This is a genomic window from Aeromonas sp. 84A (assembly GCF_051919345.1).
Classification (GTDB): Bacteria; Pseudomonadota; Gammaproteobacteria; order Enterobacterales; family Aeromonadaceae; genus Aeromonas; species Aeromonas veronii.
Genome location: NZ_JBQBEW010000001.1, coordinates 1,575,610 through 1,596,669, shown reverse-complemented (window position 1 = coordinate 1,596,669; position 21,060 = coordinate 1,575,610). Strand labels below are relative to the sequence as shown.

Annotated in this window: 22 protein-coding genes, 1 tRNA gene and 1 pseudogene; 19 read left to right on the top strand and 5 right to left on the bottom strand. The window is 57.7% G+C overall.

Annotated elements, in window-relative coordinates:
- Positions 1-126: 126 nt before the first annotated feature.
- The 19 genes and pseudogenes from lolB to ACTG20_RS07375 all read left to right on the top strand — a co-directional run bounded on the left by lolB (position 127) and on the right by ACTG20_RS07375 (position 14,930).
- Complete coding sequence (gene lolB, locus ACTG20_RS07465; RefSeq protein WP_005353907.1) at positions 127-705, top strand: lipoprotein insertase outer membrane protein LolB; 579 nt, start codon at positions 127-129, stop codon at positions 703-705.
- Positions 705-1,575 (top strand): annotated as a pseudogene (gene ispE, locus ACTG20_RS07460) (4-(cytidine 5'-diphospho)-2-C-methyl-D-erythritol kinase). The gene lolB and the pseudogene ispE overlap by 1 nt, the downstream one beginning before the upstream one ends.
- Positions 1,555-1,629: transfer RNA gene (locus ACTG20_RS07455), tRNA-Gln, on the top strand. Before ispE ends, ACTG20_RS07455 begins: the two are co-directional and overlap by 21 nt.
- A 197-nt stretch (positions 1,630-1,826) precedes the next feature.
- Positions 1,827-2,774: a ribose-phosphate pyrophosphokinase gene (locus ACTG20_RS07450; RefSeq protein ID WP_005343846.1), complete on the top strand. Its 948-nt coding sequence runs from the start codon at positions 1,827-1,829 to the stop codon at positions 2,772-2,774.
- Positions 2,775-2,890: 116 nt separating this feature from the next.
- Positions 2,891-4,879 carry a bifunctional metallophosphatase/5'-nucleotidase gene (locus ACTG20_RS07445; protein ID WP_194496763.1) on the top strand — a complete coding sequence of 663 codons (1,989 nt, stop codon included), beginning with the start codon at positions 2,891-2,893 and terminating at the stop codon, positions 4,877-4,879.
- A gap of 218 nt (positions 4,880-5,097) precedes the next feature.
- Positions 5,098-5,694 (top strand): aminoacyl-tRNA hydrolase, encoded by a 597-nt coding sequence (gene pth, locus ACTG20_RS07440; RefSeq protein WP_005334960.1) that lies wholly within the window; start codon positions 5,098-5,100, stop codon positions 5,692-5,694.
- A 116-nt stretch (positions 5,695-5,810) separates the two neighbouring features.
- On the top strand, positions 5,811-6,902 hold the full coding sequence (gene ychF, locus ACTG20_RS07435; RefSeq protein ID WP_005353921.1) for a redox-regulated ATPase YchF: 1,092 nt from the start codon (positions 5,811-5,813) through the stop codon (positions 6,900-6,902).
- A gap of 346 nt (positions 6,903-7,248) precedes the next feature.
- Positions 7,249-8,199, top strand: coding sequence for a DUF932 domain-containing protein (locus ACTG20_RS07430; protein WP_123172554.1), 951 nt, complete (start codon positions 7,249-7,251; stop codon positions 8,197-8,199).
- A gap of 94 nt (positions 8,200-8,293) precedes the next feature.
- Positions 8,294-9,283, top strand: coding sequence for a YqaJ viral recombinase family nuclease (locus ACTG20_RS07425; RefSeq protein ID WP_123172553.1), 990 nt, complete (start codon positions 8,294-8,296; stop codon positions 9,281-9,283).
- Positions 9,280-10,248, top strand: coding sequence for a recombination directionality factor (locus tag ACTG20_RS07420; protein WP_068982363.1), 969 nt, complete (start codon positions 9,280-9,282; stop codon positions 10,246-10,248). Before ACTG20_RS07425 ends, ACTG20_RS07420 begins: the two co-directional genes overlap by 4 nt.
- Positions 10,249-10,510: 262 nt before the next feature.
- Entirely contained in the window at positions 10,511-11,059 is a 549-nt protein-coding gene (locus ACTG20_RS07415; RefSeq protein ID WP_043124758.1) for a recombinase family protein, read from the top strand.
- A gap of 75 nt (positions 11,060-11,134) precedes the next feature.
- Positions 11,135-11,578: a hypothetical protein gene (locus tag ACTG20_RS07410; protein ID WP_081326110.1), complete on the top strand. Its 444-nt coding sequence runs from the start codon at positions 11,135-11,137 to the stop codon at positions 11,576-11,578.
- 40 nt (positions 11,579-11,618) lie between these two features.
- Positions 11,619-12,062 carry an IrmA family protein gene (locus tag ACTG20_RS07405; protein ID WP_068982364.1) on the top strand — a complete coding sequence of 148 codons (444 nt, stop codon included), beginning with the start codon at positions 11,619-11,621 and terminating at the stop codon, positions 12,060-12,062.
- Positions 12,063-12,149: 87 nt separating this feature from the next.
- The gene (locus ACTG20_RS07400; RefSeq protein ID WP_068982365.1) at positions 12,150-12,728 is read left to right on the top strand and encodes a lecithin retinol acyltransferase family protein; all 579 of its coding nucleotides are present in this window, start codon (positions 12,150-12,152) and stop codon (positions 12,726-12,728) included.
- Positions 12,729-12,789: 61 nt separating this feature from the next.
- Positions 12,790-13,215, top strand: a complete 426-nt coding sequence (locus ACTG20_RS07395) for a DUF2787 domain-containing protein (RefSeq protein ID WP_068982366.1) — start codon at positions 12,790-12,792, stop codon at positions 13,213-13,215.
- A gap of 9 nt (positions 13,216-13,224) precedes the next feature.
- Positions 13,225-13,635, top strand: coding sequence for a hypothetical protein (locus ACTG20_RS07390; RefSeq protein ID WP_068982367.1), 411 nt, complete (start codon positions 13,225-13,227; stop codon positions 13,633-13,635).
- A complete protein-coding gene (locus ACTG20_RS07385; protein WP_068982368.1) occupies positions 13,628-13,933 on the top strand; it encodes a hypothetical protein in 306 nt (101 codons plus the stop codon). Before ACTG20_RS07390 ends, ACTG20_RS07385 begins: the two co-directional genes overlap by 8 nt.
- A 63-nt stretch (positions 13,934-13,996) precedes the next feature.
- Positions 13,997-14,494: a RadC family protein gene (radC, locus tag ACTG20_RS07380; protein WP_068982369.1), complete on the top strand. Its 498-nt coding sequence runs from the start codon at positions 13,997-13,999 to the stop codon at positions 14,492-14,494.
- Between the two features lie 91 nt (positions 14,495-14,585).
- A complete protein-coding gene (locus ACTG20_RS07375) occupies positions 14,586-14,930 on the top strand; it encodes a type IV toxin-antitoxin system YeeU family antitoxin (protein ID WP_123172552.1) in 345 nt (114 codons plus the stop codon).
- Positions 14,931-14,991: 61 nt separating this feature from the next.
- Here ACTG20_RS07375 and ACTG20_RS07370 read toward each other — a convergent pair whose 3' ends face one another.
- The 5 genes from ACTG20_RS07370 to ACTG20_RS07350 all read right to left on the bottom strand — a co-directional run bounded on the left by ACTG20_RS07370 (position 14,992) and on the right by ACTG20_RS07350 (position 21,039).
- Complete coding sequence (locus tag ACTG20_RS07370; RefSeq protein WP_224970172.1) at positions 14,992-15,264, bottom strand: S16 family serine protease; 273 nt, start codon at positions 15,262-15,264, stop codon at positions 14,992-14,994.
- A 684-nt stretch (positions 15,265-15,948) separates the two neighbouring features.
- On the bottom strand, positions 15,949-17,361 hold the full coding sequence (gene pykF / locus ACTG20_RS07365; RefSeq protein ID WP_068982267.1) for a pyruvate kinase PykF: 1,413 nt from the start codon (positions 17,359-17,361) through the stop codon (positions 15,949-15,951).
- 44 nt (positions 17,362-17,405) lie between these two features.
- Complete coding sequence (locus ACTG20_RS07360; protein WP_068982266.1) at positions 17,406-18,581, bottom strand: glycoside hydrolase family 53 protein; 1,176 nt, start codon at positions 18,579-18,581, stop codon at positions 17,406-17,408.
- A gap of 1 nt (position 18,582) precedes the next feature.
- Entirely contained in the window at positions 18,583-18,930 is a 348-nt protein-coding gene (locus ACTG20_RS07355; protein WP_068982265.1) for a glucose PTS transporter subunit EIIB, read from the bottom strand.
- A gap of 54 nt (positions 18,931-18,984) precedes the next feature.
- A complete protein-coding gene (locus ACTG20_RS07350) occupies positions 18,985-21,039 on the bottom strand; it encodes a beta-galactosidase (RefSeq protein ID WP_068982264.1) in 2,055 nt (684 codons plus the stop codon).
- Positions 21,040-21,060: the final 21 nt, after the last annotated feature.

The following is a 21,060-nucleotide window of genomic DNA, read 5'->3' as shown; positions in this document are numbered from 1 at the left end:
GAGTGGGCGACGATCATTTCATACGCTGGGTGCAAAGGCTGCCAATTGTACGAGAAAGGGTAAGTCTTTAAAAGCAATACGGCCGCCCCGTATACTGTGGCAAATTCCTCTCTCTGGAGCCGTCTCTTGCTGCTACGTATTTTTACCCTCACCTGCCTGCTGTTGCTGGCCGGTTGTGCCACCACCCAGCCCCAGCGTGACCAGGTGAACTGGAACCAGGAGCGGACCCGTCTCGAGCAACTGACCCACTGGCAGCTATCCGGCAAGATGGCCATCATCACGCCACAGCAAAAGGGCAGCGCCCGTCTCAACTGGCAGCAGGATGGGGAGGATTATCGCCTCAACCTCACCAGCCTGATTGGCACCAGCATTCTGGAGCTCTCCCGCAGCAAGGGCGAAATCACCCTGCTCGACAGCGACGGCAATCGCCACCAGAGCCAGGATGCCGAAGCGCTCATCTATCAACTGACCGGCTGGAATATTCCGGTTGCGGGATTGCCAGAGTGGATCAAGGGGCTGCCAGGTCAGGCGGAGTTTGAACTCAACCCCGACAGCAGTCTGGCCAGCGTGCGCGACGGTCAGTGGCAGATCGTCTATGGCGATTATCGGGATCAGGATGGCTACCGCCTGCCGCACCAGCTGACCATGACCGGCCAGAACAGCCGCCTCAAGCTTCAGATCAACCAATGGACTCTTGCACGTTAATGGCTTCCACACGCTGGCCGGCACCGGCCAAACTCAACCTGTTTTTACACGTCAATGGCCGTCGTCCCGATGGCTATCACGAGCTGCAGACCCTGTTTATCTTCCTCAACCACAGCGACTGGCTCGAGTTCGAGGTGATACCGAATAGCGACACACTCACCCTGAGCCCGGCCATTCCCGGGGTGCCGGATGAGCAGAATCTGATTATCCGAGCGGCGCGCCTGCTGCAGGCAACCCTGTCGAGCCCGCAGGGGGCCCATATCCGGCTGGAGAAGGTACTGCCCATGGGGGGCGGCATTGGCGGCGGCTCATCCGATGCGGCCACCACGCTGGTGGCGCTTAACCACCTCTGGCAAGCAGGTTTGAGTGAAGATGAACTGGCAGCGCTTGGCGTCCAGCTGGGAGCGGATGTACCGGTATTTGTCCGTGGCCGGGCGGCCTTTGCCGAAGGAGTGGGCGAGCGGCTGCAACCGGTCGAACTGCCCGATGCCTGGTATCTGGTGCTCAAGCCCGATTGCCATGTAGCGACCGCGGCCGTATTCCAGGATCCGGACCTGCCGAGAGCCACGCCGAAAATGGCGCTGGACAACCTGCTGGAAGGCGAGTGGAAAAACGATTGCGAATCACTGGTGAAAAAGCGCCACCCCGAGGTTGCCAATGCGCTCGGCTGGTTGCTAGAATACGCGCCGTCAAGAATGACGGGCACAGGAGCCTGCGTCTTTGCTCAATTTGAAGACGAAGTGACTGCTCGGGAAGTGTTGGCCTGCGTGCCGAAGGGACTTGATGGGTTTGTCGCCAAGGGCGAGAACATATCACCTCTCTTCTCCACATTGCAACAGTTCAAATGATTGGGGTATCGCCAAGCGGTAAGGCAGCGGGTTTTGATCTCGCCATTCCTAGGTTCGAATCCTAGTACCCCAGCCAATTCCCAAGTATCAATGATGCGTTGTGATAAACGTGGCCGGTTGTGCACTCGGCCACGGATTCGGGTTACCGGTATCATCACATTCATTGGGCAGCAGACACCTTGTACGTTATCTTGATAAATCGTTTGCCCCAAAACGATAGGGTCTGATTTCAGACTCCCCCACATACTGGATGCAACCCCGAGGTTTCAAACCGTGCCTGACATGAAGCTGTTTGCTGGTAACGCAACGCCGGAACTAGCCCAGAAGATCGCAGATCGCCTGTTTATCAAACTCGGCAATGCTGCCGTAGGTCGCTTTAGCGACGGCGAGATCAGCGTACAGATCAATGAGAATGTACGTGGTGGCGATATCTTCATCATTCAATCCACCTGTGCCCCGACCAACGACAATTTGATGGAATTGATCGTCATGGTGGATGCTCTGCGTCGTGCTTCAGCTGGCCGTATCACTGCCGTTATCCCCTACTTTGGTTATGCCCGTCAGGACCGTCGCGTCCGCTCCGCCCGTGTACCCATCACCGCCAAGGTTGTCGCTGACTTCCTCTCCAGCGTCGGTGTGGATCGCGTGCTGACCGTTGACCTGCATGCCGAGCAAATTCAAGGTTTCTTCGATGTTCCGGTAGACAACGTGTTCGGTAGCCCGGTGCTGCTGGAAGACATGAAGTCCAAGAACCTCGAGTCTCCTGTCGTTGTCTCCCCGGACATCGGTGGCGTCGTGCGTGCCCGCGCCATCGCCAAGCTGCTGGATGACACCGACATCGCCATCATCGACAAGCGCCGTCCCCGCCCGAACGTCTCCCAGGTCATGCACCTGATCGGTGACGTTGCCGGCCGCGACTGCATCATCGTTGATGACATGATCGACACCGGCGGCACCCTGTGCAAAGCCGCAGAGGCCCTGAAAGAGCGCGGTGCCAAGCGTGTATTCGCCTACGCTACCCACCCGGTCTTCTCCGGTTCCGCCGTCGAGAACATCAAGAACTCCGTGATCGATGAACTGATCATCACCGACTCCATCCCGCTCACTGCGGAGATGAAAGCGGTCGGCAAGGTCAAGCAGCTGACGCTGTCAACTGTACTGGCCGAAGCCATTCGTCGCATCAGCAACGAAGAGTCCATCTCTGCCATGTTTGAGCATTGATAGATTCAGCAATAACGAAAACCGCCATCAGGCGGTTTTCGTCTTTCTGGACCGTCTCTTTCCAACTTTCTGCTATCTGGTACGACCCTGCCCCCGGCAGGCTTAAGGATTTACCCATGAATTGCTTGCGTCCCCTCCTGCTCGCGACCCTCACCTCCGCCCTGTTCGCCTGTCAGCCCGCCAAAGAGAACCCACCCTTCGTGCTGACCCTGGCTCACATGAACGACACCCACTCCCAGTTTGAGCCGGTCAATGCCGAGATCAAAGGGCAGATCTTTGCCCAGCAGGGGGAGACGGACACCCTCTATACCCGCTTTGGCGGTTATCCGCGCCTGCTGACCATGGCGAAAGCCTATCAGGCCGAGGCGCTGGCCAAGAACCAGCCCTTGCTGCTGCTGCACGGCGGCGATGCCTGGCAGGGTAGCGGCTACTTCAAGCTCAACGAGGGGATGGCCAACGCCGAGTTGCTGAGCCAGTTCGGCCTCGATGCCATGGCGCTGGGCAACCACGAGTTCGACCTGGATAACCAGAAGCTGGCCCGCTTCATCGAGGGGGTCAACTTCCCGGTGCTGGCCGCCAACCTCGACACCAAGGCCGATCCGGCCCTCAGCAAGGCTGACAACCTCAAGCCCTTCGTGGTCTACGCCTTTGACGGCAACCAGAAGAGCCCGGTCACCGATCTCGACAACCTGCCACAAGGCAAACAGCTGGTCGCCGTCATCGGTCTGGTACTGGAAGACATGGGCAATATCGCCCCCAACGTCGGCAAGCTGCGCTTTGGCAAGGAGGTCGCCTCGGCTCAAGCCACGGTCGACATGCTGCAAGCCAAGGGGATCCATCAGATCGTGGCGCTCACCCACATCGGCAACGAGCGGGATCTGGCGCTGGCCGCCAAGGTAAACGGCCTCGATGCCATCGTCGGCGGCCACTCCCACAGCTTGCTCGGCGATTTTCGCAATATCGGCTGGGGCAAGACCGGCGATTACGCCAAGCTGGTGACCAATCCGGATGGCATCGGCAAAACCTGCGTGGTGCAGGCAGGCTCCTACGCCCAGGCCATCGGTCTGGCACAGGTGACCTTTGACAGCCAGGGTCAGGTGACCGACTGCCAGGGCCACAACAGCCTGCTGGCCAGCCGCGACTTCTTCGCCGATGCGGCGCGCAAGCAAGCACTCGACGACGCCCGCAGCAAAGAGGCGAGCCAGTTTGTCGACAACCAGCCCAATTTGGTGACCGTGGATGAAGATCCGCGCCTGCGCGGCATCATCGACAGCCACTACAAACCGGCGCTGGAGAAAGCCTACGGCCCGGTGATCGGCACCATCCCCGAGCAGCTGCAAAATGCCCGTCGTCCCGGTGACAACGGCAGCGACAGCCACGGCTCAGATGTAGCGCCGCTGGTTGCCGAAGGGGAGTTCTACTGGGCCAATACCCCAGCAGTGCAAGCCCTGACCGGCGGCCCGGTCGATTTTTCTCTGGTTGCGGTGGGCGGCGTGCGCGCCGACCTGCCTGCTGGCGAATGGCGTGAGGGGGATAGTGCCCTCACCTTGTTGCCATTCAAGAACCAGCTCGCGGTGCTGACCCTGACCGGCGCCGAGGTACGCGCCCTGCTGACCGAGACCATCACCGCCACCCTGCCCGCCAGCGCCCATGCCGGCAAGTTCCCCTATGGCGGTCACCTGCGTTACACCTTCCAGGAGATCGACGCAGGCAAAGCGGGCAACCTGACCCAATTGCAGCGTGAGACCGCAAACGGCGAGTGGCAAGATCTGGTGGATAGCCAGCGCTATCGGGTGGTGATGAACGCCTACAGCGCCAACGGCAACGATGGCTGGCAGGCACTGGCCAATGCCCAGCGCCACCAGAGCGAGCGGGTCGATATCGCCAGCGTCAATGGCAAGCTGACCGCCTTCCCGGTGCTGAAGGTGGCACAAAACGGTGAACTGCTCGGCGCCGTCTATGCCCCGGGCCAGGCCCTCGATTGCAAAGCCAGCGGCGTGGATTGCGGCACCGATGCAGCCTCTTTCGTGGAGTATGTGCGCGATGCCCGTCCCACCCTGACCGCACTGGATGAAGAGACCGTCACCCTGCTGCGTACCAAATAACGACGGTAGTCAACCGGGCACAATCCATCGGTAAACTGAAACGGGCCTCTTGCAAGAGGCCCGTTTGCCCACAGTTAGCCACCCATTGGCCGCAATAATGCTGCAAATCCCGCCATAACATGCGCATTGGTTGAGTGATCGCCACTCGGCGGCTAGAATATTGCGTCCTATTGCCCTGGGTAGTGTGCCCACGGCAGCTGCGAGTGAAGACATCAAGCGTGACAAGCGAAATCAAACTGATCGTCGGACTGGGCAACCCCGGCCCGGAATATGCCAAGACCCGCCACAATGCGGGCGCCTGGTATGTGGAGCAACTGGCCCGCTGGCACAATGTCAGCCTGCGTGAAGAACCCAAGTTCTTCGGCCATACTGCCCGCATCCTGGTCGAGGGGCAGGATGTGCGGCTGCTCATCCCGAACACCTATATGAACCTCTCTGGCAAGGCGGTGGCCGCACTGGCGCGTTTTTATCAGATTGAGCCGGAAGCGATGCTGGTGGCCCATGACGAACTGGATCTGCCGCCTGGCATCGCCAAGTTCAAGCAGGGTGGTGGTCACGGTGGCCATAACGGCCTCAAGGACATCATCGCCAAGATGGGCAACAACAATAACTTCTTCCGGCTGCGTCTCGGGATCGGCCATCCCGGCAGCAAAGAGCAGGTGGCTGGCTTCGTCCTGACCAAGGCCCCCAGCAGTGAACAGAACCTGATCGACGCCGCGCTGGACGAGTCTCTGCGCGCCACCGACATCCTGTTCAAACAAGATATGACCAAGGCCATGAATCGCTTGCACAGCTTCAAGGCTGAAAAAGGTTAGGTCGGTTTGACCCTGTACGGGCATTGTGCCGGTACATGAGCAACGACCAGAACAAGCATGACATGGGCCGCCTGCGGGCGACCCCCAACAGCATCCATCAAGTAAGGTAACAATCCATGGGTTTTAAATGCGGTATCGTGGGCCTGCCCAATGTAGGCAAATCCACCCTGTTCAACGCGCTGACCAAGGCCGGTATCGAAGCCGCCAACTTCCCGTTCTGCACCATCGAGCCGAACACAGGTGTGGTGCCGATGCCGGATCCCCGCCTCGATCAGCTGGCTGCCATCATCAATCCGCAGCGTGTTGTGCCGACCACCATGGAATTTGTGGATATCGCCGGTCTGGTTGCCGGTGCCTCCAAGGGTGAAGGTCTGGGTAACCAGTTCCTGGCCAACATCCGTGAAACCGAAGCGATCGGCCATGTAGTGCGCTGCTTCGACGACGAGAACATCATTCACGTTGCCGGCAAGGTCTCCCCTGCCGACGACATCGAAGTGATCAACACCGAGCTGGCCCTGTCGGATCTGGACGCCTGCGAGCGCGCCATTCACCGTCAGTCCAAGCGTGCCAAAGGCGGCGACAAGGATGCCAAGCTGGAAGTGGAAGTGCTTGAGAAGATCAAGGTCGCGCTGGAAAACGGCCAGATGATCCGCGGCATGAAGCTGGATAAAGAAGAGCTGGCCGCCGTGAGCCACCTCAACTTCCTGACCCTGAAACCCACCATGTATATCGCCAACGTGGCGGAAGATGGTTTCGAGAACAATCCCTATCTGGACAAGGTGCGTGAAATCGCCGCCGCCGAGAACGCGGTTGTCGTGGTCGTATGCTGTGCTATTGAAGCCGACATCGCTGAGCTGGACGACGAAGATCGCGCCGAGTTCATGGCTGACCTGGGCATCGAAGAGCCGGGCCTGAACCGCGTTATCCGCTCCGGCTACCAGCTGCTCAACCTGCAGACCTACTTCACCGCCGGTGTGAAAGAGGTACGCGCCTGGACCATTCCGGTCGGTGCCACTGCCCCGCAAGCGGCTGGCAAGATCCACACTGACTTTGAAAAAGGCTTTATTCGCGCCCAAACCATCGCCTTTGAAGACTTTATCAACTACAAGGGTGAGCAAGGCGCCAAGGAAGCGGGCAAGATGCGCGCTGAAGGGAAAGATTACATCGTCAAAGATGGCGATATCATGAACTTCCTGTTCAACGTCTAAAATAAAATTATAGATTACTTTCAATGACATGCAATCACAATGCGCAGCCATTATTAGTTTGAGTACACTTTTGCGTACACACTAGGCAACGCTAGGCATGCATAATTGTTATCAAAAGGGCCTATCTAAAATCTGATAGGCCCTTCTCTTTCCCTGATCCCTCCTTACTTCCTTTTGAGTCCCACCTTTCAATTTGTACACCACAGTGCAGCCACAGCGCGCATTCCATAGCTAGAAACCAGAGAAGCCAACAGGTCTCATTTGAATTGATTTCAGATATATATTATCTCCATGAACCTACCCAAGGGACTGCTCTGTGCAGTCCCTTTTTCATTGGAGATTTCTCATGGCTCACCTGATCGACACAATGGCCTACACCGGTCAAACGCCCTGGCATGGCCTTGGCAATGTCTTGCCCCCACAGCAATCTCTCGATATCTGGCTGCAAGCAGCTGGGATGGATTGGACCATCGAGCAGAGCGACGTGATGTTTAACGTCGCCTCCGATGCACTGCATATCCGCCCCTACAGCGACAGCAAGGTGCTGTATCGCTCCGATACCCTCGCCCCCCTATCGGTGGTCTCAAGTCGCTACAACGTGGTACAGCCTCACGAGGTGCTGCATTTCTATCAAGACCTGGTGGAAGCCGGAGGCTTTGAGCTGGAGACCGCAGGCTCGCTCAAAGGCGGCCGCAAGCTGTGGGCACTCGCTAAGACCGGCCAGGATCTAAAACTCAAAGGCAATGACTTGGTAAAGTCCTATCTGCTGCTGGCGACCAGCTGCGACGGCACGCTCTGCACCACGGCGCAGTTCACCTCGCTGCGGGTAGTCTGCAACAACACCCTACAGATGGCACTGCGCGGTGCTACCGGTGCCATCAAGGTGCCCCACTCTACTCAGTTCGATGCCGCTGCCGTCAAAGAGTCGCTCGGGCTGGGGCTCTCTCATTGGGATGAATTTAAGGCGCAGACCAAGGCGCTGGCACAGCGGCCCGTCGCCCCCGAAGAGGCGCTGCGCTTTTTCAGCGACCTGTTGGCGCAACCGCTGGATGAGGAGAACATCATCCTCACCAAGCCGGTACAACGGCTGCATGAGCTCTATCAGGGCGCAGGCATGGGCTCAGAACTTGTCAGCTCCCGCAATACCGCCTGGGGGCTGGTTAATGCTGTCACGGAATATGTCGATCACCACCGCCGTGCTCGCAGTCAGGACCATCGACTCGATTCCGCCTGGTTCGGTCAGGGAGCCCAACTCAAATCCCAAGCCCTGAACCAAGCCCTTACCCTGCTGCAGTAATTCCTCTTCCCTATTCAAACCGCATAACGACCTCACCCGGACTGGCGCAAGCCAATCCGGGCGTAGCCATTTATGCCGTTAACAAGGAGTCGTCATGAAAGCAAAATCCAAATACGGCCAGGCCCTGCGGCTGGCCTCCACTACCCAATTAACCCGCGAGCAGTGGCTCGCTATCCGCAAACTCGGCATTGGCTCCTCCGATGCCGCCGTGGCAGTGGGGCTATCTCCCTACAAATGCCCGCTCAGTCTGTGGCTGGAGAAGACCGGTCGCAAGGAGCCGGAAGATATCTCCCACAAGGAAGCGGTGCTGTGGGGCATTGAGCTGGAACCTGTGTTGGCACAGGTCTACGCCAAACGCACCGGTTACAAGGTGCGCCGAGTCAATGCGGTGCTGCAACACCCCGAGCAACCCTTCATGCTCGCCAACCTCGATCGGGAGGTAGTCGGCCACCCCGATGGGCCTGGCATTCTGGAGATCAAAACTGCCAGCTATCACAGCGCTCCCCAGTGGGAGGAAGGAGTGCCGGTGGCTTACCAGTGTCAGGTACTGCATCAGCTGGCTGTTACCGGCCATGCCTGGGCTGAGGTGGCAGTGCTGATCGGTGGCCAGGATTTCCGGATTTACCGCATCAAGCGCGATGAGGAGAAGATCCAGGATCTCACCGAGCGGGAAGCACAGTTCTGGCAGATGGTGCAACAAGACCAGCAGCCAGAGCCTGACGGATCCAGTGATGCCGCCAATGCCCTGAGCTGGCTCTTCCCCCGCGATGATGGCCAGACGGTGGATCTCTCCGATTCCCCCGAGTTCAACCAGATGTTTGGCGAGCTACTGCGTTTGCGTGAGCAGAAAGAAACGGTCGAACTGCAGGAGTCACAACTCAAACAGCGGCTGCAAGCCACTTTGGGTGAAGCGACAGCCGGGCTGTTTGCCGACGGCAAGATCACCTGGAAGCGCAGCAAAGACCGGCTGGCACCGGATCTGGATAAGCTCGGACGGGATCATCCCGACCTGCTCACCCTCTACGTCAAACCGGTGCCCGGCGTACGCCGTTTCACCATTCAACCCTTGAGGCAAACACCATGATCAAAGGACTGGCGATCACCCCGCCCGTGATCGGGCGGATCTGCATCGGCAAGCTGGTGCAAAAACAGGATAAGTGGGTGCCGGAGAAGGATGACAGCTTCACCCTCACCACCCAGATACAACAAAAGGGGGGATGGTTGCTCCATCCCCTGCATCAACACTACTCAGCGCAAAAGAATAACCAAGGGCAGGAGCAGACCAAGATCCGCGCCATTCCGGTGCGGGTGCTGTTCAACGATAGCGACCTGAATCTGCGGGCGGAATACAGCGCGTTTGACCGGCAAACCGGCAGGCCGCTCTGTGTCGGGAATGGGGAGGTGGCAAGACGCGTCGGGGCGCAAGGCATGGAGGAGGTCAGCTGCCAGGGACCTGAGCGCTGCGCTTTTGCCGGGCAACAGGGCTGCAAGCTGTACGGGCGACTGAACCTGTTTGTGGAGGGGCAAGGGGATGAGCTGGGCAGCTTTATCTTCCGCACCACCGGCTACAACTCGGTACGCACCCTGGCGGCGCGACTGAAGTACCTGGAGGCAGTGAGCGGGGGCCATACCCGCTATCTGCCGCTCACCCTGCGGTTGCGAGCCAAGAGCACTGCCCAGTCCTACCGCACCCCGGTCTACTACGTGGATTTAACCTTGCGGGAGGAAACCAACCTGACCGAGGCAGTCAGGCTCGCACAGGAGGCCGCCCAGCGTGACCAAGAAGCGGGGCTCGCCATTGAGCAGATGGAGCAGGCTGCTCGCGAGCTGCTGCGTAACGGCCAGTTTGAGGATATCGATGAAGAGGTGCCGATGCTGCTGGAGGAGTTTTATCCTGAGCCAGCAATAATAGCGTCATCTTCCACCTCACAGCCTTTGGCAACCGTAACAGCACCAAAACGCCTCAACCCTCGTTCCTCGCCCCTGACCAGTAAACTGGGTAAAAACGCGGCCTCTTCACCACCTACGCCTGAGCCACAAAGCCAATAACTTACGTTGGCATCTTGTTACATCCAATCAAATCAATCAGTAGCACATTATTCTGCTACCCATCACGACGGGACGTTTATCACAAAGCGTCCCGTTATTTCTCTCCATCGCTAGTTTGGAGTCAATAGATCAAGCCCTAGTGACACTCACGAAATCGGCACTCATTTCATCTATTTTCCTCCATTTTCAGGTCAAGAAGGTCTCTTCGAGACTTTTGACCATGGGGGTCAGTGTACCTTGCCCTATTGACCGGGAGGAGACCATGGCACTGGTAGGTTACGCACGTGTTAGTACGGGAGGTCAGAGCCTTGAAGTCCAGCTTCGAGCGCTGGCCGAATGCAATAAGGTTTTCCAAGAGAAGGTTAGCGGTGCCAGTGATGATAGGCCACAACTTGCTCTCCTCTTGGATTATGTGAAGGAGGGGGATGTGGTGATGGTTACCAAGCTGGACCGTCTGGCTCGTAATACTCGTCACCTATTGGAGATATCAGAATTTCTACAACACAAGCAAGTTGCATTGCGGATATTAAATCTGGGGATTGATACCTCAACGCCTACCGGCAAGTTAATGCTCACCATGATCGGTGCTATCGCAACCTTTGAACGAGAATTGATGTTGGAGCGGCAAGCTGAAGGTATTGAGTTAGCCAAGCGCCGAGGTGCCTATAAGGGGCGTAAGCCTACTGCAATGGCAAAAGGTAATGAAGTTCTTGCACTGGTTGCCAAAGGATTACCAAGATCTGAAATTGCCAAGCGCACGGGGATCAGTATCTCCAGCGTACAACGCATACTCAGATCTCAGAGCAACTGAAAAGTAGTGTGGTTTACCGTTCCTAGTGATAGCCATACGCCTCTATTTAATAATAGTTATTCGGTGAGATAAAAAATGAAAAAGCTGACATTCTGCTTACTACTAACGCTTATGTCTGGAAGTCTATCACTACGGGCAGCAGAGCCGTTCACAGGCTTTCTGCCTGCACTAGTGCAGGACAAAACAGGGAAACCATTTTGGTGTAACGCCCATTTGAAGTTAAATAGAAAATGTATCGCAACTGAAATCAGTAATCTTTCAATGGTCATTGTTCGCAGTCAGCCCTTCGGTGAGTGTGAAGCAGGCATGTGGGGCTGGATCGCCACTGCGGGCTCCCCACAGAAAATTGCCATTGGTTACACAGTTACGCCTGATGAAAAATTCAATATTTCACTGAAAGATATGTGTCGACCTGGCACTGTTGTCAAATTTCAACCAAATAAGAAGTATAAGAATGAGGAAGACCTGGTTGGCTTTTACAATGGCAAAGAAATATTCAGATACCTTGGGCGTAAATAACTAAGTGGTTTAAGAGAAAGTAATTGTCACGAGGATTTCTATGAAAGACATACATCGGTATTTATTGGCCTCCACGCTGATATTCTCGGCCATCGCCTGCAGTGCCCAAGAACAACGTTATCTCTCTATCCAGCACACCGACACCGTCTACGCCAACCAGGGCGTCTGCGCGTATCACTTCTCTTTAGATAGTGGGGGAGCCGATGAGTTTGGGCGGTTGTATATCACGCTGCAGTTTAATGACAAAAAGGGCAAAGCGCTGGCCGAGTCAACGCTGGAGGTTGAGCCATTCGGTGGGAGTTCCGCTACTCGTTATGGTGGCGGCTTTACAGAAGTGGATTGCGCCCAGGTAGAGCAGGCCAAGTCCATCGCCATTATTCAGGCGACCGAGGTGCTCGCTCACAACCAAGTCACTCGGCTACCTGTTTCCACCTTCACCCCCCAGTTTCATCAACCACTGAAGATAACCTTGGGCGGCAATTAGCCCGCTCAGGAAAAACAAAGCCAAAGGGCGTCACCGTAATGGTGACGCCCTTTTTCATTTCCAACTCTTGATGAGGATCATCACCCCATGACACGACATTTCATTATCGGCGATCACTTGGTAACACCACAGTCTGAAGGCCACCATCATGGCATCTTTGTTGGCCATGACCAGATCATTCACTGTCTACCATCCGCTTCAGGAAAGCATTCAGGCCAACTGACGCTGACCTCGTTGGCTCAATTCAGTCTGCACTGCGCTATTGAAGTCAAACCCCATACTCAACGCCTGTTCAGTCGAGAGGAAAGCCTGACACGGGCTTACGCCCGACTCAGTGAAGGAGAGCAGGGCCAGCCGTTTGCCAACAGTGAGCTGTTTGTCACTTGGTGTATTGAAGGGATTCAGCATCCCCCCAAGCTGCTGCAGACCGCTGTAGCAACGGTGGTGGCTGCCGAAGTCGCTCGTCACACGTTAAGCAAGGCTGCCACCAGTGCAACGGCTGGACTTGCTGCCAGCACCCTAGCCACAACTGCGGGAGGTAGTGGCGCTGCTGCAACGGTAGTATCGGTGACCGGTATTGCCACCGCCCCGTTGTTAGCCCCCCTTGCCGTGGGCGCCGTCGCAGCCTATGGCGTCAGCAAACTGTGGGATTGGTTAAACGACTGACCTATCACTTCAAAGCAAAACGCAGGGGCGCTCTCCTGCTGGAACTCAATGAGGAAACACCATGACCATTCCTTTTTTCCGGGACGGCTTTGCCCTGCCCGTAGCCCAAGCATTGCTAGTTCTGCTCAACCAGGAAATCGCTAAAACCGAGCTCAATATCGATCGCTTAACCCAACTGACCTTCAACTTTCGCAATCCCGGCTACAGCGCCGAGCAAGGCGGCGTACACCCGGTCGAGATCCGCCTGATCCGTGGGCTTGATGGCTGGCTGTTCGATTACGTCACCGACTTCAGCTACCAGGGGCCGGGCCAAGATGCTGAGCTCTGCAAGGAGCTCGATTTCAACTTCCTCGATGGGGAACACACCATGTTGGGCTGGGGACCGCTGCGGCTGGCTGAGGCGCGGGAGTTGTTCGGCATCTGGCAGAGCAACTTCATTGCCTACTGCCGGTTGGAATGCTTCAGCGTCACCGTCGCAGGAGATTAGGAGGACACGATGAGCCAAGAATTAGCGCTCTCCCACTACTCACGTCAGTGGTTGGGACAAGTTGCCGCCAACGCCAAGATACCCCCCACCCGCAGTAGTCAGCGATGGCTGCTGCACCTGACACCGGATAGTCCACACATCCGCACCGTCACCCTGCAGGTCCGTTGGTCTGGCGTGCAGTGGCAACTGATCTCCCTCACCAATGCTGAGGACTGGCACACCATGAGCCGGCCGAGGGATGAAATCTGCATCGACCCCGAACGTCGCTGTTTCTGGCATTGCCAGGCAGGACCAGTCCCGCTCACCGAGCAACCTCGCGTACTGGCCAACTTTCTGGCCGACCTGCAACGCATCTGCATCCATCGCGGCTATGCCGTGGCGAGTGACCCCATCCCTGACAAGGAGACCGAAGATGATTAACGCCGTGCTCGCCATCGAGCTGGAGGCTTATCTTGAGCATGATGGTCAGATTGAAGCAGTGCATGACCAAAGCCAGCCGGTAGACGGTTACGCCCTCTACCTGCGCTATGAAAACGAACGGGGTGATGCACTGGCGCAATGGCTGTGCGATCACTTGGATCACTACTGGCTAACACAGGTAGGTAACTTGCTCGCCACCAGTTACCACATTCCGCTGCACGACTACACCCCGCACACCCTGGCGGCCAGAACACCGCCAACCAAGTCTGCAGTCACCCCCCATTCAGTAACCCATTAACCAACTACCTCGCCAACCCTGCCGCATCCAACGCGGTGGGACGATGGTGTATGGAGCACAATCATGTTGCATCACAAACTGATCGCCGGGGAAACCCCCGGCACCTACCGGGTGACTGACCTTGTCACCGACGATGACCTGCTCACCATCGCCCAAGCCGTTGCCCGCCAGAAACTCGCCAAGGGCACAGCTCTCACCGATAAATACCTGGCACAACAAGCGCTGCAAGGGCTGCTGCAAACACGAGACCGCGAAGTGTTTGCAGCACTGTTCCTCGATAACCAACACCGGATCCTGGCCTACGAGGAGCTGTTCCTTGGCACTCTGTCCGCTGCGACCGTCTACCCTCGCGATGTCGTCAAGCGGGCACTGCACCACAATGCTGCCGCTCTGATACTGGTGCATAACCACCCGTCGGGATACCCGGAACCCAGCCGGGCAGATATCGAGATCACCCTGCGCCTGCAGAATGCCTTGGCACTAGTGGATATCCGGATTTTGGATCATCTGGTCGTCGGTACTGAGGGTGTGGTGTCGCTGGCAGAACGAGGAAATTTGTAACTGCCACGCCGGTCAGGGGGCCCATGGAGGAAGAAGGCATAGCCAGCAGTGAGCTCTACAACGACTTACCATCATTAGGAGTACACAGAAAATGCGAACCATAGGGAGTTGGGGATTACACACCCAAGTTCAGCCACGTTTTGGCGCACGTGCAATTGTTGAACGAAGCAGGGTTTCCCTGCTTTGGGATCGCTGCGGCGTCTATGGCGATGCTGACGAGCAATGGCTCACCGACATTGATACCGTTATACCGAGTTTTATTGAGCGCCTTAGAAAGCTCTTTCAACAAGGAGAACTACTGAGTGACCAAGATAAATTGGTGACGTTGCAGCAAGGGGAATGGGTGTGTCTGGCTAATCCCAAAGCCAGCTACGGATATCTCTATCTGGATGTCTACCGGCAGGAATGCAGTAGTGTTCAAGCCGCGAAAATATGAATCTGAGGCAGAGGGTGAGCATGTAGCTCACCCTACCTGATACTTCTTTTTTTTTGGCTGACTACTGAACCCCTAATGCCTTGTAGACGGCATCTACCGGATTAGCATAAAAGCTGATTTGAAACTTGGAGAAGATCTCCGCCGGTACGGTTGGAATATCCGAGGCTGACGCCATCGGCAACAATACCCGTTTTCCGCCACTGTCCATTGCCAGTTGCAGACTGCCAGCCAAATCCTCAACCGGATTGACCACACCGCCTAGCGTCATGTCACCCAGCACTACCATCTGCTCCTGCACCGGCTTGCCCATCAGAATGGAACAAAACGCTACCAGCGCGGCCAGACTGGTTTGGTGCTGGGGCAGGAGTTATGTAGCTCGACCACATGCAAATGGTACTCATGCTCGGAGAACTTGGCTGTTGCGCTGACCCGATTCAGGTTGCCTTTGAAGTAATCGAAACCGACCCGGATCGCCTCCTTCGCTGGCGTATTGGAACCCAACCAAGAGGTCGCATGCCTGCCGTTATCTGGCGCCATCCGTGCCCACAAATGATACGCCGTCACTGATATTAACCTTTGGCGTCGATTAGGCAAAGGCTGGAAATCACTGAGCAGTGCACCCAGAACATATTACAACTGTAATACGTATAGGAATAAGTTTGAGGAGTAGGGAATATACGATATTAGCATGGTGTATCACGATGACTTAGAAGAACGTCATCTGCTATTGCATAATGTGCTGAACTATTTGCTCAAGTTTGATGAAATGCTACTGACTGTGATGTATGAGCTCTTCAGAAGCATAGGTAAAATGGAAGTGCCCCGCAGAAGATGGAAAGGTGGTACACCACGTTTTCTGCAGTGATATCAAGGCGGTAAGATAGCGCATATTTATAACATATGCGTACCCCCTCTTGAAATAAAGAACCCGCGATATGGAGCATCGCGGGTTCTGAGTAGCTAAAGTTAGCTAATAATATTTAAGTCTAGTATGGGACTAGAAAGACTCGACTCCAGCTCAGAGCATGTGCACGGAGGCGGTGTTGGTGGTGCCGCTCGGTACCAAGGCACCGGAGACCATGACGACCACGTCACCCTTCAGACCCATGCCGCTTTGCAGCGCTGCGTCTTTGCCGATGCGATAGAAATCGTCGGTGGAGGCGATGCTGTCAACCACGTGAGCAACCACACCCTTGGTCAGGACCAGCTGGGCAGCAGTCTTCTTGTTGGTGGTGATGGCCAGGATCCAGGCTTTCGGGAAGTACTTGCGAATGGCCTTGGCAGACTTGCCGCCTTCGGTGGCAACCACGATCAGCGGGGCGTCCAGCTTCTCGGAGGTCTCGACCGCACCCTTGCACACGGCTTCGGTGATGCGCAGCTTGTTGCTGTCGTTGGCAGCAGACAGGTTGGACGGCATCACGGCGTCGGTACGCTCGCAGATGGTGGCCATGATGGTCACGGCTTCCAGCGGGTACTTGCCCTTGGCGGATTCGCCAGACAGCATGACGGCGTCGGTGCCATCCAGGATGGCGTTCGCCACGTCACCGGCTTCGGCGCGGGTCGGACGCGGGTTCTTGATCATGGAATCCAGCATCTGGGTGGCGGTGATGACCACTTTACGTGCCTTGTTGCACTTGGTGATGATCATCTTCTGGGCGAAGATCACTTCTTCAACCGGAATTTCCACACCCATGTCGCCACGAGCAACCATGATGCCGTCGGAGACAGCCAGGATGTCGTCGAAGTTGTCCAGGCCTTCCTGGTTTTCGATCTTGGAGATGATCTGGATGGCCTCGCCACCGTGGGCCTTCAGGTGCTCACGGATTTCCAGCACGTCTTCTTTCTTGCGGATGAAGGAGGCGGCAACGAAGTCCACGCCCTGCTCGCAACCGAAGATCAGGTCACGCTTGTCTTTCTCGGCCAAGGCCGGCAGCTTGATGGAGACGCCCGGCAGGTTGACGCCCTTGTTCTCGCCCAGATCACCGTTGTTCAGCACCTTGCAGATGACTTCACGTTCGGTGATTTCGATGACGTCCAGACCGATCAGGCCGTCATCCACCAGGATGCGGTTGCCGACACGCAGGTCGTTGGCAAAGCCGGCGTAGGTCACGGCGACCTTGTCTTTGTTGCCAACCACGGTCTGGTCGGTGGTGAAGGTGAAGGTCTGGCCGGCAACCAGAGAGACATCGTTGCCACCTTCCAGCTTCATGGTACGGATTTCCGGACCCTTGGTATCCAGCAGGATGGCTGCGTGTTTGCCGGTTTCGGCCATCACTTCACGCAGGTTGCGGATACGGGTGCCGTGCTCTTCGTAATCACCGTGAGAGAAGTTCAGGCGCATGACGTTCATGCCGGCGTCGAGCATCTTGCCGAGCATTTCTTTGGATTCGGTCTTGGGACCGATGGTGCAGACGATTTTGGTCTTTTTCATGTCAGTCTTCATGGTGCTGTTGTCATCTCTTTAACGTGAAATAGTCAGCGGGTCCGGGCGAAGGCGGCCAGCGACGGCAGTCCTCTGCCCTCCCGATCAAACAGGGCCTGGTTCTCCCAGCCATTGCCGAGGGGTTCGTCTATCCCGAGGAATGTCATGCCGGCATGACTGGCCCAGCTGTCGCCGGGGACCCGGATCCAGCCAGGCTCCCAGTAGACAAACCCGAGTCCGAGCCGATCCGGCACAGCTGCGATAGCGGCACGCAGGGCATCGAGAAACGCCAGTTGCCCCTCGGGCGTCGCGGCAAACCCGCCGCGCGCGGCTTCTTGCTCGCCGAAGGCATTGCGGACTGCGTCCTGGTTGACGGTGTCGTGGCCATAGGCGGTCTCGACCACCAGGAGTGGGCGCCTGATTTGGGTAGCCAGGCTGTTCATGGTGCGCGAGAGGTCACCCAAGGATCCGTGCCAGTAGGGGTAGAAGGAGAGACCCACCAGATCGAACGGCACATCCCGCGCCTGCATCGCCTTGAACCAGCGCAGACACTGTGCCTCATCGCCCCCTTCGGCCAGATGCAGTATCAGGCGCGGGGGGCTCCCCCCCTCGCTGCCAGCACGGATCCCGGCGATAGCCGCCTTGAGCAGCTGAGCCAGACGGTCGAACTCGGCCTCTTCCCGCCGGTGCAGTCGCCCCTGCGGCCACAGCATGCCATTATTGAGTTCGTTGCCGACCTGCACCATCTGCGGTGGCACCCCAGCCTCACGCAGGCGGCGCATGACGGTGGCACTGTAATCATGCAGCACCGCTGCCAGGTCGGCGTCCGATTTGCCCAGCCAGGCGCGTGGCGTGTGTTGCTTGCCGGGGTCGGCCCAGAAGTCGCTGTAGTGAAGATCGAGCAACCAGGGTAGGTTGAGGGCCCGGCTGCGCTGTGCCAGTGCAATCACCCTTCCCAGATCGTTGTTGCCACCGCCAAAGGGTTCCCCTTTGGCGGAGTGGGGATCGACCCACAACCGCAGGCGTACCAGGTTGAGACCGCGCTCGCGCATCAGGGTCAGCAGTTCCCCCTGCCGCGTTCCGTCTTGATAGTGCACGCCGAGGCGCTCGAGTTCGGCCAGAGTGGACACATCCGCCCCGCGGATGGCCAGGTTGTGGGGGGCGGCGCCAGCCCCGGCGCTGAGGGCACCTAGCATGACCAGCAGTGGCCAGCTCAGCGGGGGGTGCATCCTAGTGCTGCTCCGGCTCGTGCAGCTCGAACCACTGACCGAGCTCACGACGCAGGTTGTCCGAGCGTTTGCCGAAGATGGCCTGCACCTCGTCGCCGATGATGATGACGCCGATGGCGCCGAGACGCTGCAGCGCCTCGCTGTCGACCGGCTGCAAGGCATTGACCCTGACCCGCAGCCGGGTCAGGCAGGCGTCAAAGCCCACGATGTTGTCGCGCCCACCAAAGGCAGCGATGAGCGCGGTGATGGCTGCTTCGTCCAGCCCGGAGAGCGGTGCCTCGGCTGATTTCTCCCCCTTGTGGCCGAGGGCGGCGGCGAACAGCCGTTTAAAGTCCTGCATCTTGACCATTTGAACCTCCTAAACGTGAAAAAAGAGGGCGAAGCCACTGGCTCCGCCCCGCGATCAACAGGCGCGACGCAACACCCGGCAGCCAAACGGCGGCATCACCAGCGAGTCGCCCAACACCTCGCCGCTCACCATGTCGCTGTGACCACCCGGCAGCGTGACTAGGCGCTCGGCGTTGGCGAAGTTCTGCACGAACACGAACACCTGCTCACCGTCAGTGCGACACTGGGCGGTGACCCCATCCGGCAAGGCCGGCAGGGCGCGCGGCAGTGCCAGGGTATCGATGAGGTGTCCGAAGAAGTCGCGCTGGAATGCCAGATTGTTGCGCGAGGCGACATAGTAGGCACGCCCTGCCCCGTGTTCGTTGACCGTCACCGCCGGACGCCCGGCATAGAAGTCGCCGTCATAGTTGGCCAAGGACCTCGCACCCTCCAAATGGATGAGATCGCACAGGTGGGTCACCTCGTAAGGGCCACAGAGTCCGGCCTCGTTGCCGGCAAGACCCGAGACGGCGTTACGTTCCTCGTCATAGAGGCTGTCTATCTCCTCTGCCCAGATCCCAAGGACAGGGCGCAGCGGCCCGGGGAAGCCCCCCAGGTGACAGAGATCGGTCTCGTTGACAATGCCGCTCCAGTAAGTGGTGACAAACTGGCCGCCTCGTTTGACGAAGGCATCGATCCGTTCGGCAAAGCCATCGCGCACCATGTAGAGCATGGGGGCGATAACCAGGTCATAACCATCGAGCGCGCAGTCGGCATTGATGACATCCACCGCCACCCCTGCTTCCCAGAAGGGGCGGTAGTGATCGGCCACCGTCTTCTCGTAGAAGAGACCGGCATTGCGCGGGCCTTGGGCGTTGTCCATGGCCCAACGGCTCTCCCAGTCGAAGATGATGGCCACTTTCGCCTCGACGCGGCTGCCTGCAACCTCAGGCAACTTGGCCAGGATCTCGCCGAGAGCCTGAACCTCGCGGCCGACCCGGGTGTCGATGTGACCAACGTGATCGACCACGGCGCCGTGGAACTTCTCGACCGAACCACGGCTCTTGCGCCACTGGAAGTACTGCACCGAGTCGGAGCCGTGGGCCACCGCCTGCAAGGAGGTGAGTATGTGCATCCCTGGCTTCTTGAGCTTGCTGATGGGCTGCCAGTTGGTCAGGCTCGGGGTCGACTCCATCAGGAAGAAGGGCTTGCCTCCCTTGAGGGTGCGCATCAGGTCGTGATACATGGCGGTGTAGGCTGCCAGGGTCGAGTCATCGCCACTGTTGTGCCACAGGGGGTAGCTGTCCCAGGAGATGAAATCGATCACCTTGGCCAACTGCCAGTAGTCATAGTCGTAGAAGTACTCCATGAAGTTGGTGGTGGCCGGCAGGCTCGGGTTGGCCGCCTTCAAGGGTTTGATCTCCTCGGCGCAGAAGTCGCTCACCTGAGCGGTGTTGAAACGCTTCCAGTCGAGGTTGAGGCCGTGGATCGAACTTTCCCCGATAGGTGACGGGGATTCGATCTGTGACCAGTCGGTGTAGGTGTGGCTCCAGAAGCTGCTCCACCAGGCGTGGTTTAGTGCTTCTATGCTGCCATAGCGTGCCTTGAGCCAGTCACGGAAGCGCCCCTGGCATAGCTCACAGTGGCACTCGCCACCGTACTCGTTGGAGATGTGCCAAGCGATAACACCTGGATGACGACCATAGCGCTCGGCCAGAGCGCCGTTGATGGCACGTACCTTCTCACGATAGACAGGCGAGCTCATGCAGTGATTGTGACGACCACCGTGCAGCGCCTTGACCCGCTCCTTGCTGACCCGCAGCACCTCGGGATAGCGCTGGGAAAGCCAGGCAGGGCGGGCACCGCTCGGGGTGGCGAGGAAGACCGACACGCCGTTCTCGTTCAGGCGATCGATCACAGTATCGAGCCAGCCAAACTCATAGCGCCCCTCCTCCGGCTCCAGGGAAGACCAACTGAAGATACCGACCGACATCACATTGGAATGGGTCTGCTTCATCATCTCGAGATCTCGCTCGAACACCTGAGGGTCGTCCAGCCACTGATCCGGGTTGTAGTCAGCGCCATGCAACAGGGCGGGCACCCGTTCACTGAGCGGGGAAAACTTGAACATCACACATCTCCTAAGACGAGG

Bases quoted from the DNA above. Each gene is read 5' to 3' on its own strand.
- ACTG20_RS07445 (WP_194496763.1), top strand. From the start codon at position 2,891: ATGAATTGCTTGCGTCCCCTCCTGCTCGCGACCCTCACCTCCGCCCTG.
- ychF (WP_005353921.1), top strand. From the start codon at position 5,811: ATGGGTTTTAAATGCGGTATCGTGGGCCTGCCCAATGTAGGCAAATCC.
- ACTG20_RS07430 (WP_123172554.1), top strand. From the start codon at position 7,249: ATGGCTCACCTGATCGACACAATGGCCTACACCGGTCAAACGCCCTGG.
- ACTG20_RS07425 (WP_123172553.1), top strand. From the start codon at position 8,294: ATGAAAGCAAAATCCAAATACGGCCAGGCCCTGCGGCTGGCCTCCACT.
- ACTG20_RS07420 (WP_068982363.1), top strand. From the start codon at position 9,280: ATGATCAAAGGACTGGCGATCACCCCGCCCGTGATCGGGCGGATCTGC.
- ACTG20_RS07415 (WP_043124758.1), top strand. From the start codon at position 10,511: ATGGCACTGGTAGGTTACGCACGTGTTAGTACGGGAGGTCAGAGCCTT.
- ACTG20_RS07410 (WP_081326110.1), top strand. From the start codon at position 11,135: ATGAAAAAGCTGACATTCTGCTTACTACTAACGCTTATGTCTGGAAGT.
- ACTG20_RS07405 (WP_068982364.1), top strand. From the start codon at position 11,619: ATGAAAGACATACATCGGTATTTATTGGCCTCCACGCTGATATTCTCG.
- ACTG20_RS07400 (WP_068982365.1), top strand. From the start codon at position 12,150: ATGACACGACATTTCATTATCGGCGATCACTTGGTAACACCACAGTCT.
- ACTG20_RS07395 (WP_068982366.1), top strand. From the start codon at position 12,790: ATGACCATTCCTTTTTTCCGGGACGGCTTTGCCCTGCCCGTAGCCCAA.
- ACTG20_RS07390 (WP_068982367.1), top strand. From the start codon at position 13,225: ATGAGCCAAGAATTAGCGCTCTCCCACTACTCACGTCAGTGGTTGGGA.
- ACTG20_RS07385 (WP_068982368.1), top strand. From the start codon at position 13,628: ATGATTAACGCCGTGCTCGCCATCGAGCTGGAGGCTTATCTTGAGCAT.
- radC (WP_068982369.1), top strand. From the start codon at position 13,997: ATGTTGCATCACAAACTGATCGCCGGGGAAACCCCCGGCACCTACCGG.
- ACTG20_RS07375 (WP_123172552.1), top strand. From the start codon at position 14,586: ATGCGAACCATAGGGAGTTGGGGATTACACACCCAAGTTCAGCCACGT.
- pykF (WP_068982267.1), bottom strand. From the start codon at position 17,361: ATGAAAAAGACCAAAATCGTCTGCACCATCGGTCCCAAGACCGAATCC.
- ACTG20_RS07360 (WP_068982266.1), bottom strand. From the start codon at position 18,581: ATGCACCCCCCGCTGAGCTGGCCACTGCTGGTCATGCTAGGTGCCCTC.
- ACTG20_RS07355 (WP_068982265.1), bottom strand. From the start codon at position 18,930: ATGGTCAAGATGCAGGACTTTAAACGGCTGTTCGCCGCCGCCCTCGGC.
- ACTG20_RS07350 (WP_068982264.1), bottom strand. From the start codon at position 21,039: ATGTTCAAGTTTTCCCCGCTCAGTGAACGGGTGCCCGCCCTGTTGCAT.